Here is a 14,945-nt window from a genome sequence, read left to right on the forward strand (position 1 = left end):
ACGAAATTTACCCCGCAGATCGCGGGAGCCAGCGATCATCCGGTGGCGGAGATGCTTGACCAGAGTCTGCTGACTCTCGGCGCCGAATACATCGACCTTTACTGGATCCACAATCCGGCCGATGTGGCACGGTGGACGCCGCAGCTTATTCCGTTGCTAAAGAGCGGGAAGATCAAACACGTTGGCGTCTCAAATCATAATCTCGACGAAATCATACTCGCCAATCAAATTCTCGGTGAAGCCGGGTTTAGGGTCGAGGCCGTTCAGAACCACTATAGTCTATTATATCGTAGCTCTGAAGATGCTGGAATTCTGAACTATTGCCACAATCACGGCATACCATTCTTCGCCTACATGGTGCTTGAGCAGGGCGCCTTGACCGGAAAATACAGTCCAGAAAGCCCGCTGCCGCAAGGCAGCGACCGAGCGGAAAACTACAACGATATCCTGCCTCATCTGATGACGCTGACGGATAAGCTCGGTTCGATCGGTCAAAGCCACAACGCCCAGGCCGCCGATGTCGCGATAGCCTGGGTCATGGCCAAGGGCGCGACCCCCATCATCGGCGTCACCAAGTCCCATCACGTCCAGAGTTTGGTCCGAGCAGGCAGTCTAGCGCTCACGAGCAACGATATTGCGGAGCTGGAGGATCTCGCCAACGCCGCCGGCGTTAACACTCGCGGTTGGTGGGAACGAGAAATGTAGAGCCGCAGGTTCTATCGGTATGTGCACAGGCCGGCGGAATTGTTCGTCCGTCCGGTTGCTTTAAAACCTCGCTGGTGTTGCCGACGAAGCCTTGTTAGCCGCATCGCAATGCGTGCAGTTGCAGAGCACATTCCGCGGCCGCGGCGCCAGCCACGCATCAATGCTCCGTCGCCGCCTCATGTCCGAAATTCGATGTTTCGGACATGATCGGGGCTATTGTCCCTTGATCACCGCGATGAAATCTCAAGCGACGCCGCGCCTCATCGTCTCTGAGCGTCCAAGCTCCCGGAGCGGGGCGAACACGACGTTGCCGACAAGGCTGGGCAGCGTACGCCGGCTAGGGACATCGCCGAGCGATCCCGATCTCCAGGGCCGTAGCCCCAGGTAGCAGGAGAAACAGTTCCGCGAGCAGGGCGACGGGTAAGGTTCTTCGGCCGCCGACGGCGCACCGCGGGCAAATAGCTCAGGCGGCCGTCGGGCCCGCGGCGCAGATGGGCGTTGGGCCGGGCCAGGCGCTGCTCCTGGAGGCGCTTCAGTTCGGTGTGGCCGCCCATGGACTCCTTCAGGCGCGCCATGTGGACCTGCCGGGGTGGTGATCGTCGCCATGATATCTCTCACGTCGCGCGACACAGCCTAGTCGAACGTCGCAAGACGATGAATGCCCGGCAGCCGGCCCCGTAACCTAGACCCTGGCGGTCCGGCGCAAGTCGTGGCTCGCGCTCTAATGTTTGCTCGGGATCGGCTCGGCGGGCCTGGCGCCGACCACCTGGACGTGGCCAGGCGGCAAAAAGCTCGACATATTTGGCTTGGATGCGAGGAACAGAACCATGCGCAACCTAGACCCGGCTTCGCTGGACGCCGCGGCCCTGCTCGAGGCTGCGACCGCCGCTACCAACCGCTCGGTACGCGCCTGGATCCTGCGCCTCCTGCGCTGGGGCGCAGGGGCCAGCAATTCGGAGACTTTGACCGGTCTGCTCGAGACGATCGGCCTGCGCCTGCCGCGCGCCACGGTCGAGATCCAGGGCCAATGGCTGGCGGCGCGCGGCTACGTCCGCATCAAACAATTCGAGCACGTCAGCGTCTACGAGCTGACTCGCCTGGGAGACGAAGTCGGACGCGGGGTAGTCGTCGATCCGGAGGTGACGCCGATCCGCCTGGCCGATGTCGAGGACGACGAGGCCGTCCTCGCCGCCGTTCGCGCGCCCCCGCGGCCGTTCGGCTGACGAAGCGTGAACCGGCGCTCGCCGTCGCGATGTTCGGCCTTCGGGCGGCGAGGCGAAGTGACCAGCGCGGTCAGACGTTGCTGATCCAGACACCTCGCCAATGGGCGGGGACCAGCCTGCATCTTGGCGGCGGATATCACTCGGCCATGGTCACGGGTCTGGTCTACGCTGCAAGGCGTAGACTTCGTCCGTGACGAGGTCAACCGGCCGGCTTTTTAGGGCTTTTGGATTGTACGCCTCCCGCCCTGGCCTGATCGGCATATGACAGGCGCCGCAGCGTTCGCGCTTCAAATATGTCCGAAATTTGTAGGCACTTTTCGGACATTCACCGCTTGTTATGTCCGAAGTTTGTATGCATATTTCGGACATGACCCGAGCGCCCACCCCGCTTAACAGCACCATCGATACCCGTATCGCTGCGGCGCCGGGTCACTATGTCTGGACGCCATCGGACTTTTTGGACCTTGGCGGCCGCGACGCCGTCGACAAGGCTTTGCAGCGTAGGGTGGGGCAGGGGGGACTTCGGCGGATCGACCGAGGACTCTATGATCGTCCGAGCATGAACGCTCTGACCCGTCGTCCCAGTGCGCCCGATCCGAAGGCGGTGATCGACGCGGTAGCCCGTCGCGATCAGTTGCGGCTGCTGGTCGATGGCATGACCGCCGCCAACGACCTGGGTTTCACCAATGCCGTGCCCGCCAAGATCGTGGTCCACACCGACGCGCGCCTGCGGCCGATCCAATTGGGCCAGATGACGATCGCCTTCAAGCCGACGGCGGCGAGCAAGCTGACCTGGGCCGGCCGGCCGGCCATGCGCCTGGTCCAGGCGTTGCACTGGCTGCGCGACACCCATGGCCAGGGCGACAGCTATCAGGACACCGCCCGCCGTGTCGCCGCCATCCTCGCGGACCCGCGCCATGGCTCAGCCATCCGCGCCGACCTGGCCAAAAGCTTCGCCGCGCTGCCCGCCTGGATGCAGGACCTGCTCAGGCCGCACTTGAACGATCATCTTCTCCAGCCGGCCACCGGTCCGCTCGCCCGCGACGTCGGCGCCCCCGCATGAACCTCGCGTTCGACACCGTCATCGCCGCGGATGCGGAGACGCGCGCGGGCCTCTTCGCCGCCACCGCCCAGCGGCTGGGGACGACCCCGCGCAACGTCGAGAAGGACTTCTGGGTGTGCTGGACGCTGGATGCGCTGTTCAACGGCCTGCCGGCCGGCGCGCCGCGCCTCCTCTTCAAGGGCGGCACATCGCTTTCCAAAGGCTTTGGACTGATCCGCCGGTTTTCCGAGGACATCGACGTCACCGTGTTCCGTGACGACCTAGGCGTGCCCGCCAGCGTCCAGGACCTGCAGGCGATGAGCGGCCGCCAGCGGCGACTGATGCTTGACCGGATCGCCACGGCCGGCGCTGCCTATATCCAGGGGGACCTCCGCCAGGCGCTTTGGGCGCTCCTGACCGAAATGGCCCGGCGGACGGGAGCGACCCTGGCCGACTTTGCGCTCGATCCTGATCCGACCGAGCCGCAAACCCTGCTGCTGACCTACCCGACGGTCACTCCGCCGGACGGCTATGTGCTCAACACGGTGAAGATCGAATCCGGCGCCAAGTCCGCCCTCGACCCCAATTCGGTGCGGATCATCAAGCCCTATGTCGACGACGACACGCCGGACCTGGACCTGTCGGTGAACGGCGTGGTGGTGGTCGACGCGACCCGCACCTTCTGGGACAAGATCGTCATCCTGCACGGCCTGCGGCGCTGGTTCGACGTGCGCCAGGAACTGCGTGGCGGCGGCCAGCGCGTGTCGCGCCACTATTACGACGTCCACCAGCTGATGCAGACGGAGGTGGCCGGCGGAGCTCTAGCCGACCAGGCGCTGGGGACTGACGCGATCGCCCACGCACGAATGTTCTTCAATCGGCCAGACTTCGACCTGGCCAGCGCCGTCGCCCCGACGTTCGCCTTGGCGCCGGACGGCGCGATGTACGACGACTTGCGTCGCGACTACGCCCAGATGGCCTTGATGATCTTCGGAACGCCGCCGGCCTTCGAGGACGTCCTGGCCAGCATCGTCGCCCTCGAAGCCCGATTGAACGCCACACCGGCGTCCTAGGTTTTCCTTGCCGCCTTGAGGCCGGCCTGGAACGCCCACTCCATAGCCCGGGCGATCTCGCCGTTGGTGTCGGAGTTGAAGCCGTGCTTGCTGCGTTCGGCCTTGCCCGCGGTGATGTGCTTGGCCACCCGGCGGAACGCCTCCTTACGAAGCTTGGCCTCGGCCTTTTCCACCGGCGCTTCGCCCAGCACCCAAGCGGCCACTTCCTGAGGCGGCAACTGCTTCATCCGCACATGGAACGGATGGTCCTTGATGCTGAAGGTCATGATGGGGCTCCGATCGTCGGACGAGCTTGGAGCGGGTCGCCGTCATGCGCAACGCCGCCGCGACCGACCGGCGCGATCGCCGAGCGGGGGCCGCCCCAGGCTCGGATGACGCCGTTAGCCGAATCCATCCACAGTCCCGACCACCTCGACTTGAAGCGTCATGAGGTTGTCGATGAGTGCTGCTGCGCGTGCCGTCGTCTTCGAACCCGGCTCGGGCCCACCGTCCGAGCCCGCGGTCAAGGTCGCCCCCTACAATCTGGAGGCCGAGCAGGCGCTGCTCGGGATCCTGCTCTACGACAACGCCGCCTATGAGCGCCTGACCGACAGCCTGCAGGCCCGCTGCTTCTACGAACCGTTCCACCAGCGGCTGTTCCAGGCGATCGAAACCCACATCCGCAAGGGCCAGCTGGCCGAGCCGATCCTGCTGGCCGACGCGTTCAAGGCCGACCCCGCTTTCGAGGAACTGGGCGGTCTGCGATACCTCGCCGACCTCGTCGATCGCGCCCCGCCGGCCGCCAACGCCGGTGACTACGCCCGGGCGATCTTCGATCTCTCCCTGCGCCGCGAGCTGATCCGCATCGGCGGCGATATCGCCACTACGGCCCACGCCGGCGGCAAGGAGAACCTGCCGCTTCCCGCCCGCGACCAGATCGAGGCGGCGGAACAGCAGCTCTACAGCCTGGCCGAAAACGGCGCGGCCTCCTCGGGCTTCGTGTCGTTCGGCGACGCCCTGCGCGGCGCCGTCGAGATGACCGCCGAGGCCTTCCAGGGCGACGGCGGCATGTCGGGCCTGGCCTCGGACCTGATCGACCTCGACCAGAAGATCGGCGGTCTGCACCCTTCGGACTTGATCGTGCTGGCCGGCCGCCCCTCGATGGGCAAGACCGCACTCGCCACCAACATCGCCTTCAACGTCGCCAAGAAGTACGCCTGGGAGCCGCAGCCCGACGGCAGCCGTAAGACCGTCAGCGGCGGCGTGGTGGCCTTCTATTCGCTGGAGATGAGCGCCGAGCAACTCGCTCTTCGCATGCTGGCTGATGCCTCGGGCGTCTCGGGCGACCGCCTCCGGAAGGGCGAGATCGACGCCAGCGAGTTCGGCCGCGTGCGCGACGCGGCCATCGAACTCCAACAGGCCCCACTTTATATAGACGCCACGGGCGGGATCTCGATCGCCAAGCTGACCGCGCGGGCCCGACGCCTGAAGCGCCAGGTGGGCCTGGACCTCGTCGTCGTCGACTACCTTCAGCTGGTGACCGGCTCGGACCTCGGCGCCACCGCCAACCGCGTGCAGGAAGTCTCGCAGATCACAATGGGCCTGAAGGCCCTGGCCAAGGAACTGGCCTGCCCCGTCATCGCCCTCTCGCAGCTCAGCCGCAAGACCGAGGAACGCGAGGACAAGCGCCCGCAGCTCTCCGACCTTCGTGAATCCGGCTCGATCGAGCAGGACGCCGACATGGTCTGGTTCGTCTATCGGGAGGAATACTATCTGGGCCGCGCCGAGCCGCGCGAGGGCACGTCCGAGCATCTGGCCTGGCGCGAGCGCATGGATCAGGTGGAGGGCCTGGCCGAGGTGATCATCGCCAAGCAGCGGCACGGCCCGATCGGCACGGTGCGCCTGGCCTTTTCCAGCGACACCACCCGCTTTGGCAATCTGGCCCGCGACCGCGCCTTCGCCCAAGCGCGGGACCGGCCGGACGAGTAGCTCGATCCTTGACCCTGAGCCTGAGTCCACACCACCGTCGGCGGGCAAGAAAGACCGACCGATGAGCAATGCCTCCAGCTTCCTGCCGACCAGCTTCAATCCCGTCGAGGAGGAGGTGTTTGGAAAGGCCCACTGCAAGACCTGCGACCTTAATCACTTCGACGACGCCCCGCGCCTGGGCCCATCAGCATGTGCGCGACACAGGCCACGCCGTTGAGCTGCACTTTGGCTACGACGTTCGTGACGAACATTGGCTGAGCCGCCTGTCCTACGAGCGGCTGGCCGAGCTGGAGAGGCTGCGCGCGGATCCCGAGGCCGCCCGCGCGCTAGCCGCCAAGCTGCTGAAGGGCGATGAAAGCGGCGACAACGCCTAAGTCGCATCGAACCGCCCCCTCCTAGGTCCGAAGTTCGTAGACCCATTATGGACATCAGCGCGTTCCGTTCGGCGCAGCGGCGGCGCGGCTAACGGCGCCATATTCCCGGCCGAACCTGTTGGGGTCGCGCAGTCGAAAGGACGCCCGTCGGCTCGGACCTCATGGTGACGGGAAACGACGCGCGCAGTATGTTTACGATTGCGATGATCAAGGTCGAGCGCATCAAGATCGAATCCCGCGTGGCGGACAACGTCCGCGCGTTAGCTCATCTGCGCGGCGTGAGCCTCTCCGAGGCCATCGACATCGCCGTGCGTGAGATGATGTCGCCGGATCTGAGACGCGATGATCGAGGCGAGAAGGTGGAGCTCCACACGGACGCTGACCGCGAGGCCTGAACGGCCCTCCCTTGCGACCCGGCGTCGGCCCGACCTCGATTGAAATAGGCAGTTTCAGCAGATGAGCCCGTTTCAGCAGATGCTGAAAGCGGCGGATTTGCTGAAAATCTCGTCGTCATCTCTGCAACAGGTCCGGCTGATCACGCCGCGTCCGTTGGGCTGCCTGTGCCGCTATCGTCGATCGTCCAGACTTACCCGATCTGATCTTCTCATCGTGACGCGTCACCCTCGTCGGCGACTGGCGAGCTTGGGCCGCACCAGGTTCAGGCACATCTTCAGGCTCGCCGGATCGACGCACACCTCGCGCGGGCGGCGGCCGCCCAGTCGCGGATCGGGGTTGCTGACGAAGACCTTGGCCCAATCCTCGCCGTGCTCGTCGCAGGCCGCGTCCCACAACGCCGCAAGCGCATCCTGAGCCATGACCCTCTGGGCCTCCTCGCGGCGTTGCTGGGCCACCCGGCGGTCCAGCGCTTCCAACGCCGCCTGCAAGTGGGTCGAACTGGACCGGACCAGGGCCAGCCGGGTCGAAAGGTTCGCAGGGGGCGCCAGGCGCGTCATCCAGGCCTCCGCATCGGCTCCGTAGGCGGCCAGGGCCGCGGCGCGAAACCGGGCTTCGCGATCGTCCGCCGCCGCCAGCGCCGCAGCCTCGGCCGCCAGGCGCCGGCGCTCAGCCGCGTCCTTTCGCGCTTGTTCGGCGCGTTCCAACGCCGCCCGCAGCGGCAAGCCCATCAGGTCCACGGCGTCGTCGTAGGTCCAGAAGGCGTCGGCGATCCGCGCGAAGGCCGCCTTGAGTTCGCTCCAGACCGGACCGCCATTGGCCGCTACCGTGAGGGGAGGGGGCCTGGACCGGTGAGCTCGGCCAAGCCACGCCTGACGGTCGAAACCCTCGCCCTCGGGCCCGGCGCGTTTGAGGATTTCGTCCACGCGCGTCCGCAAGTCGTCGATGCGATCCTGGCGCTCGCGCGTCTCCCTGGCCTGCTGGGCGATCTGTTGGCGCACCTTGATCGGCGCGCGCCAAAGGTCGTCGGCGCACTCGACAAGCCCCGCCTTTTGCAGCCCCCTGACATAGGCGCTGATCAGGCCGGTGGGGGTGTTGAAGTCCGGCGCCAGCGCGCGCGCCGCGCCGATCAACTCGGCCCCGCGCGAGACCTTGAACAGAGGCGGCAGCAAGCCGTGGCCCTCAAGGCGGTCGCGCAAGGCCGGGATCGACAGGCCAGGACGCCCGAACCAGGGTTGCTGGTCGATCACCAGCGTCTTCAGGACAACGGCCTGCCAGGCCTTGGGCGAGACATTGAGGGCCTTCTCGCCCCTGGCGACCGGCAGGCCGACGTGCGCTGCAAAGTTCAAGGCCTCGATCTGGACGAGCGCGCTGCGGACAGCCGGCAGATCGGTCCCATCCCTGGGACTGGGAAGGGCGGCCCAGTGGCCGACCAGGGTCTGGGCCTGCCGCAGGAGCTTCTGCCGAGCGACCTCGGCGCGTTCGGCCAGGACCTGGTCCACCTCGGCGTCGACCGCGTCCTGGGCGGGATTGAACAGCCATTTGCGCGGGGCGCTGACGAGCACCGCGTCCGACACCGTTTCGGGATCGGCGCGGCGCGACAGCTTCGAAAGATCGATCTCGATGGCCGAGGTCTCCAGCCTGCGGATCCTGGCGACCTTTTCGGCATCCGAGGCATGGGTAACCAGGATTTCGACGATCAGCGCGCGCTCACCCCGGCGCAGGACGACATCGGCGACGACACCGGGGAAGGCCACTTCCGCCGCCGCGGCCTCGAACGCCTGATGCCTGGCGTCATGGCTTTGACGGCGCACGCCCTCGCGCTCGGCGGCTATGGCCGGCAAGGTTAGGCCCAGCGCATCGGTGAGGATCTGCTTGGCCAGTTTGTGGAGGGCGGTTTCCAGGGCGCCGACACAGGCCACGTCGCGCGCATGGGCGAAGTGGTCGGCCCGCGGCCTTGGCCTCGACCCGAACTTGCGGGCGATCAACGGTTCTGCGCAAGCCGGACACACGCAGCCGCAGGCCCGGCCGCTGACCACGTCACGGATCGAGACAATGCGTCCTTCGGCCGTCTGACCAAAGGCCAGTCGGACCGTCCCCCGCCGCCAAGGGCTATGATCTTTATCCAGGCCCGCCACGGGCAAATCCTGCGCCGCGTCGCGCGCCGACGCCAGAGGCTGCGCGCGCTCCTACGACCGGGCCTGTCGTATCCGAACGCGGAAGCGGTCACGAACAGTTAAGCTCTAGCGTGCAACGGCGAGAATGCGCCGCAAGCGCGAGCCAGCGAGAGTTCTGATGAGCTTGAACCAAAACCCGCCGACTGAGGCGACGCCTGTCGCCTTGACCCTGACAGACCTCGCCAAGCGCCTGCCAACGCCGGCGATCGCCTTTGGCCCGGCCAAGGCTGTTTCGCTCTTTTAGGGCTAACCTCAAGGTTTGTTCGCCAAAGTACGCTAAGAAGCACAAAGGGCGAACGGAGGGACCCACCAATCTTCACCCCTGCAAGCAGACGTTCGGAAGGCCAGCATGGGGTGGATCAGAGGCCTTGCATGAGCGACTTTGCCGCTCCTTCCGGGGAGGCGCGAGTGGACGAATGGATTGCCAACTATGGGCCGTTGATCGGTCGCCAGATCAAAGCGCTGATCTGGAAAGGCGGGATCGCGGTGCATATGCCCAAGCGATTGGTCAGGCCGCTCGGGCCCACGCCGTGTGAGCGTCATTTTGCTCGGCCGAGTTCTCGGTAAAGCGTAGATCGTCCGAGCCCCAAGTGCCGTGCTGCAGCGGTTGGCGACATGCCGCTTTCGACGAGGGCACGGCCAGCGGCAATCTTCTGTTGGTCCAGCGGGGGGGCGCCCGGCTCTCGAGCCGCGGGCTTTGGCGGCTGCCAGGCCGTCACGAGTACGTTCACCGATTAGACGCCTCTCAAAATGCGCGATGGCGCCGAACACATGAAAGATCAGCTCCCCGGCCGCCGAGGCAGTGTCGATCTTCTCCTCCAGGCTCATGAAATTGACGTCTCGGCGCTTCAGGTCGTCAACGGTCTCCAGCAGTTCCTTCAGCGACCGGCCCAGGCGATCGAGCCGCACGACGCAGAGGGTGTCGCCGGGCCGGGCATGGTCGAGGAGTTGGATCAGCCCGGGTCGGTCGAACCGCTTGCCGGACACGATGTCTTCGAAGGTGCGGACCGCTCCGGCTTCAGTAAGGCGCTGGCGTTGGCCGGCCAGATCCTGATCTTCGGTAGACACTCGAGCATAGCCCAAGATGTCGCCGTCACGCTTCTTCGCCGCCATCGCTCGTCTCCAAAACGGCCAGTTTATGGACGCTGGCGCTGCTGGCGCGAAAGGTGGCCCAGAACCGTCCATAAATACCGTCTCTATATCCGGCTTCGTCCCATAACAAAATAGACGTTTTGTGGACGAATCGGAGCGGCTGAATTTCAGAGCGGCTGGTCAGGCTCTGACTTTTCCAGAATTGTGATCCGTCGCAGAAGCGGCGGAGACCATCCCATGGCGCGGCGAAGCTTGCTTACGGGTGATGAACGGCGCCGGCTGTTCGAGCCTCCGGTCACAGTCCGCGAGGTGGCGCGCTTTTACACGCTGTCGCCCGTCGACCTTGAATGGCTCGAAGAGCGCCGAGGGCCGGCCAACAAGCTGGGGGCCGCCGTGCAGATGGCGTTGCTACGTCATCCAGGGTTTGGATGGTCGCCGGGCGAGACGGTCCCAGAAATCGTGTTGCGGTTCCTCTCCGACCAAGTTCACGTCGCGCCGGAAGCGCTGAGTGCATACTCGACGCGACCGCCAACGCGCGTCGAGCACGCCAGCCAGTTGCATCAGCGATTGGGGCTGCGCCTGTTTGTTCGGGACGATCTTCGCCAAGCGGTGTCGATCGCCGCTTTGGCGGCCCGCGCAACCGACAAGGGCGGACCGATCATCGAGGCCCTGATCGCCGATCTTCGCCGGATGGGGATAATCTTGCCGTCACCCGACACCCTGGAGCGTGTCGGTTTAGCCGGCCGGTCTCAGGCTAGAAGAAAGGCGGCGGAGGATCTGCTGGCGCCGATCTCGTTCTCGCAACTGGAGCGGATCGATCAGCTATTGGTCAACGACCCCGACCTCAAGAAATCGCCCTTGGCCTGGCTACGCGACATCCCCGAGTCGCCTAGCGCCGCATCGATGTCGGGGATCACCGAACGTCTGGCCTACGTTCGGGCCATCGGCATCGATCCGGCGATTACCCAGACCATCCACGAAGGGCGGTTCGAACAATACGCCCGCGAGGGGGCTGTCGCCCCAGCCTTCCTGCTGAGTGGCTACAGTGTCGGACGCCGACGGGCGACCGTCGTGGCGCAGCTGATCTTCCTCGAAAGCCGCCTCAGCGACGCCGCTGCCGATATGTTCGATAAGATGGTCGGTTCGCTGTTCGCCAAGGGCCGCCGCGGCCGCGAGCGAAAGTACCAGGCCAGTAGCCGCGAGGTCAGCCAGATCATGCGTCTGTTCAGCGGCGTGATCGGCGCCGTTGATCAAGCCCGGGTCGATGGCGGCGACGTTCTCGACTGCATCGACGCCCAGGTCGGTTGGTGGAAGGTGCTGGCCGCCAAGCCGAAGATCGACGCCCTGGCCGCCCTGGCGCTCGAGGATCCGCTGGTCAGCGCCGCCGACCGCTACGGGGCGCTGCGCCGGTTTGTCCCGACTTTCCTGGAGCACATGCGGTTCAGGGCCGGGACCGGTGGCGCGCCCTTGCTCAAGGCGTTGGACATCCTGCGCGACCTCAACCAGTCCGGCCGAAGGGAGTTGCCCAACGACGCGCCGCTGCCGTTCGCGTCCAAACATTGGAAGGCCCTCGTCAAGCCGGTCGGCGGCCCAATCAACCGGCGGCTCTATGAGACCGCGCTGGCCGCCACGCTGCGCGACCGCCTGAGGTCTGGCGATGTGTGGATCGAGGGCTCGCGAGCCTACAAGCGTTTTGCCGACTATCTGCTTCCCAAAGATGAGGTCGCCGCCGAGGCCGAGGCCCTGCCGATCAATGTCGAGATGGGAACATACTTGGCCGAACGGGCAGGCCTCCTGGATCAGCGCCTGGCCGCCTTCTCCCGGCGCCTCTCCAAGGATGACCTGGTTGGCGTAACTTTGAAGGGCGAGGAGTTGTCGGTCACGCCGGTCAAGGCCAACGCGCCCGACGAGGCCCGCTCGCTCGACCGGGCGATCGACGCGCTACTGCCCCGCGTCCGGATCACCGAACTACTGCGGGAGATCGACGCCCTGACCGGGTTCTCGTCGATGTTCCGCGAGCTGCGGTCGGGCAAGGTCCACGACAATCCCAGCTGCATCCTGGCCGTCGTCCTGGCTGACGCCACTAATCTGGGCCTGGAGCGCATGGCCAACGCCAGTCAGGGCGTCACCTACGCCCAGCTTGCCTGGACCCAGAGCTGGTATCTCAGTGAAGAAAACTACAAGGCCGCGCTGGCAAAGATCATCGAGGTCCACCACGCTCAGCCGTTCGCCCGCCATTGGGGCGACGGCCAGGCCTCATCGTCCGACGGACAATTCTTCCGCTCCGGCCGGCGGCGCGGCGGGGCCGGCGAGGTCAACGCCAAGTATGGGCCCGAGCCCGGCTTGCGGATCTATACTCACCTGTCGGACATGCACGGATCGTTTCACACACGCGTGTTGTCGGCCACTTCGTCGGAAGCGCCCTATGTGCTCGACGGTCTGATCGGACGCGGGGGCGGCGAACACTACACCGACACCGGCGGGGCGACCGATCATGTGTTCGCTCTCTGCCACCTGCTCGGCTACAGGTTCGTGCCGCGTCTGCGCGATCTGAAGGATCGTCGGCTGGCCACAATCGGTCCCAAGCCCCGCCACAAGATCCTTGAGCCTCTACTGGGTCGGCCGATCCGCGTCGACGTGATCGAAGAGAACTGGGATGACGTCGTCCGGCTGGCCGCGTCGATCAAGGCCGGCTCGGTGGCCCCGTCGGTGATGCTCAAGAAGCTGTCGGCGTTTAAGCGACAGAACCGCTTGGATATGGCCCTGGCCGAGGTGGGCCGGATTGAGCGGACGCTGTTCACCTTGGACTGGTTGGAGAGCCCCGAGCTGCGCCGGCGTTGCCAGGCGGGCCTGAACAAGAGCGAGGCCCGCCACGCGCTTGCCCAGGCGGTGTTCGTTCACAAGCAGGGCCGGATCGCCGATCGCACCCTGCAAAACCAGGAGCACCGCGCCTCGGGCCTCAATCTGGTGATCGCCGCCATCGCCCTGTGGAACACATTATATATGCAGCGCGCCGTCGAGCATCTCCAGGACAGGGAGGTCGCGGCGCCAGATGAGCTTCTGGCGCACCTCTCACCGATGAGCTGGGCGCATGTCGGCCTGACGGGCGACTACCTCTGGGCCAACGCTGCCACGGCAGGCGGGTTCAGGCCGCTGAACGATCCAGCCGATCGGCTGTACCGAGTAGCGTAGGCCTATGTTCCCGTTTCGTACTTCTTAGCGTACATTAGCGAACAAACCTTGAGAGGAGCCCCAGTTGCGGCCGAACTTGGCTGCGCTACCTGGTGGAATACGAAGCTTTCAGCCGATCGGGGCGATGGGCGCGTGGTCTGATCAGCGAAAGCGACATGCAGACGATCACCCCGCAGACCGCGGTCGCCCATCTCAACGGACTGGAGTGGTATCTCTACGGCGGCTCCTACTTTGACGGGATCAGCGGCCGGCGGACCGGCCCCATGCGGTGGGAGCCTTAAGGCGCGCTATACGCCGCTGGGCGCCACCGAGGTTTGATCGAGCGAGGCAGCGGTGATGATCGACCGGAACTCATCCAGAATCTCAGGGTGGCGCGACTGGAGAAACCGTTCGATCTCCGGGTTGCCGACCAGTCGCGCGAGGTACCCCGACGCGATGACCAGATGGAGAACGTCATCCCCGTAGGAGGCCTCAAGGGCTTTGAAGTCCTGATTGAGCGACGCCATTTCGCGTTCCATCCGAGCCATCTGCTCGGGAGTCATACCGCTGACCTTCTTCGGCTTGTCCGGCCTCGCGAGATCCGCCTGGCGGGTCGCCGCCAACAGCGCCTTGGCGTAGCTGGACGTGAAGTTGTTGGCCGCCAGTAAGAGTTCGGCGACCTCGATCTGGCGCACCGGTTTCATCTTGCGAAGAACGTCGAAGGTCACCGGGTTGACCAGGCGGTCCTTCAACAGTTCGGCGACCTCGGGACACACCCCGTCCAGAAGCGATCGCCGACGCCGGATCGACCGAGCGTCGACATTTAGAGCCTTTGCGATCTTCTCCTCGGAAACACCGCGATCAAGCGCCCGCACGATCATGTAGTGCTCTTGAATGGTCGCGAGCCGATTGACCCGTTTGTTGTAGGTGAACGCCTCATCGTCACGCGCCAGCAGGCAGCGTGTCTCGGTCTCTCCAAGATCGATGAGCGCCGCGTAACGGATATGGCCATCAAGGAGCATGAGGCCCTCGCTTGACCGGGCGACCGCTAAGGGCTCGATCACACCGACTTCGGCGATGGATTGGGCGATGCGCCGGTATTTCACCGTCGCCTTGACCTGATCGGTGACCTGCCTCAGCGGCAGGATTTCGTCGAGACGAGCGACGATCAGCTCCCGCTCGAACGCCAGTTTGACCGCGGCCGCCATCCTAACCGCTCGCTACACCCAGCCGCTCGGCCAACGGGCGGGGGAGGGTGTGCATCGCCTCCGCCCGCAACAGGGTCACGAAGTGCTCGTCATCCAGCAGACGGCGCAACGCATTGACGACGAAGAGCAGCCGGCTCTGGGCTAGACTGGCTTTCTTCACCAGCAGCTTCTGGCGGTCGGTCTCTTTGCGATACGCCCGAACAAGCGCCTCGGCGCTGACGCGCACACGAAGACCGCCTCGCGAGCCGCTATGGCCCGACTTTCTGCTGACCCGTCGCTGCTCAATGATCCGCCGGATGGCCAGCATCTGATTGCCGGGCAGCGTCTTCTTCTCGTATCACCCCGCTAAGGGGGTCCTTCTTCCACGCCGCTGCACAATCCAGATCCCAGCCTATGACGTGAAACAGCATCTTGAGGCGGGAGAATTGGTCGAGGTGATGCCGGCCATCGAGCCGAGCTGATGCCTATGACGTTACTCTATCCCCACCGCCAGCACCTTTCACACCGGCTGCAGGTATT

General features: G+C 65.3%; 14 protein-coding genes and 2 pseudogenes. 10 read left to right on the forward strand and 6 right to left on the reverse strand.

What is annotated here, in order from left to right:
• The 4 genes from DI526_RS20985 to DI526_RS21000 form a co-directional block, all read left to right on the forward strand.
• The coding region (locus DI526_RS20985; RefSeq protein ID WP_304282191.1) for an aldo/keto reductase at positions 1 to 705 on the forward strand (705 nt) is incomplete at its 5' end.
• Positions 706 to 1,532: 827 nt separating this feature from the next.
• On the forward strand, positions 1,533 to 1,928 hold the full coding sequence (locus tag DI526_RS20990) for a hypothetical protein (protein ID WP_304282193.1): 396 nt from the start codon (positions 1,533 to 1,535) through the stop codon (positions 1,926 to 1,928).
• Between the two features lie 367 nt (positions 1,929 to 2,295).
• Complete coding sequence (locus DI526_RS20995) at positions 2,296 to 2,991, forward strand: DUF6088 family protein (protein ID WP_304282220.1); 696 nt, start codon at positions 2,296 to 2,298, stop codon at positions 2,989 to 2,991.
• Positions 2,988 to 4,043, forward strand: coding sequence for a nucleotidyl transferase AbiEii/AbiGii toxin family protein (locus DI526_RS21000; RefSeq protein ID WP_304282195.1), 1,056 nt, complete (start codon positions 2,988 to 2,990; stop codon positions 4,041 to 4,043). Before DI526_RS20995 ends, DI526_RS21000 begins: the two co-directional genes overlap by 4 nt.
• Here the strand turns inward: DI526_RS21000 and DI526_RS21005 are convergent.
• Complete coding sequence (locus DI526_RS21005) at positions 4,040 to 4,309, reverse strand: hypothetical protein (RefSeq protein WP_304282197.1); 270 nt, start codon at positions 4,307 to 4,309, stop codon at positions 4,040 to 4,042. The genes DI526_RS21000 and DI526_RS21005 overlap by 4 nt on opposite strands.
• A 172-nt stretch (positions 4,310 to 4,481) precedes the next feature.
• Between DI526_RS21005 and DI526_RS21010 the strand changes: the two genes are divergently transcribed.
• The 3 genes from DI526_RS21010 (at position 4,482) to DI526_RS21020 (ending at position 6,780) form a co-directional block, all read left to right on the forward strand.
• Positions 4,482 to 6,011 (forward strand): replicative DNA helicase, encoded by a 1,530-nt coding sequence (locus DI526_RS21010; protein ID WP_304282199.1) that lies wholly within the window; start codon positions 4,482 to 4,484, stop codon positions 6,009 to 6,011.
• A 191-nt stretch (positions 6,012 to 6,202) separates the two neighbouring features.
• On the forward strand, positions 6,203 to 6,385 hold the full coding sequence (locus DI526_RS21015) for a hypothetical protein (RefSeq protein WP_304282201.1): 183 nt from the start codon (positions 6,203 to 6,205) through the stop codon (positions 6,383 to 6,385).
• A gap of 203 nt (positions 6,386 to 6,588) precedes the next feature.
• On the forward strand, positions 6,589 to 6,780 hold the full coding sequence (locus DI526_RS21020; protein ID WP_304282204.1) for a hypothetical protein: 192 nt from the start codon (positions 6,589 to 6,591) through the stop codon (positions 6,778 to 6,780).
• A gap of 222 nt (positions 6,781 to 7,002) precedes the next feature.
• Here the strand turns inward: DI526_RS21020 and DI526_RS21025 are convergent, their stop codons facing one another.
• Positions 7,003 to 8,916: a hypothetical protein gene (locus DI526_RS21025; protein ID WP_304282207.1), complete on the reverse strand. Its 1,914-nt coding sequence runs from the start codon at positions 8,914 to 8,916 to the stop codon at positions 7,003 to 7,005.
• Positions 8,917 to 9,073: 157 nt separating this feature from the next.
• Between DI526_RS21025 and DI526_RS21030 the strand changes: the two genes are divergently transcribed.
• Positions 9,074 to 9,199, forward strand: a complete 126-nt coding sequence (locus DI526_RS21030; protein WP_304282210.1) for a hypothetical protein — start codon at positions 9,074 to 9,076, stop codon at positions 9,197 to 9,199.
• Between the two features lie 295 nt (positions 9,200 to 9,494).
• Here the strand turns inward: DI526_RS21030 and DI526_RS21035 are convergent, their stop codons facing one another.
• Complete coding sequence (locus DI526_RS21035) at positions 9,495 to 9,572, reverse strand: helix-turn-helix domain-containing protein (RefSeq protein WP_304282223.1); 78 nt, start codon at positions 9,570 to 9,572, stop codon at positions 9,495 to 9,497.
• Between the two features lie 127 nt (positions 9,573 to 9,699).
• Positions 9,700 to 10,140 (reverse strand): annotated as a pseudogene (locus DI526_RS21040) (recombinase family protein); the annotation flags it as partial.
• 144 nt (positions 10,141 to 10,284) lie between these two features.
• Between DI526_RS21040 and DI526_RS21045 the strand changes: the two are divergent.
• Complete coding sequence (locus tag DI526_RS21045; protein WP_304282212.1) at positions 10,285 to 13,239, forward strand: Tn3 family transposase; 2,955 nt, start codon at positions 10,285 to 10,287, stop codon at positions 13,237 to 13,239.
• A gap of 155 nt (positions 13,240 to 13,394) precedes the next feature.
• Complete coding sequence (locus tag DI526_RS21050) at positions 13,395 to 13,520, forward strand: hypothetical protein (protein ID WP_304282215.1); 126 nt, start codon at positions 13,395 to 13,397, stop codon at positions 13,518 to 13,520.
• A gap of 6 nt (positions 13,521 to 13,526) precedes the next feature.
• Here DI526_RS21050 and DI526_RS21055 read toward each other — a convergent pair whose 3' ends face one another.
• Entirely contained in the window at positions 13,527 to 14,426 is a 900-nt protein-coding gene (locus DI526_RS21055; protein ID WP_304282217.1) for a plasmid partitioning protein RepB C-terminal domain-containing protein, read from the reverse strand.
• A gap of 1 nt (position 14,427) precedes the next feature.
• Positions 14,428 to 14,751, reverse strand: a pseudogene (locus DI526_RS21060) (plasmid partitioning protein RepB C-terminal domain-containing protein); the annotation flags it as partial.
• Positions 14,752 to 14,945 lie beyond the last annotated feature (194 nt).

Origin of the sequence: Caulobacter segnis (assembly GCF_003243465.1) — a bacterium.
Classification (GTDB): Bacteria; Pseudomonadota; Alphaproteobacteria; order Caulobacterales; family Caulobacteraceae; genus Caulobacter; species Caulobacter segnis_A.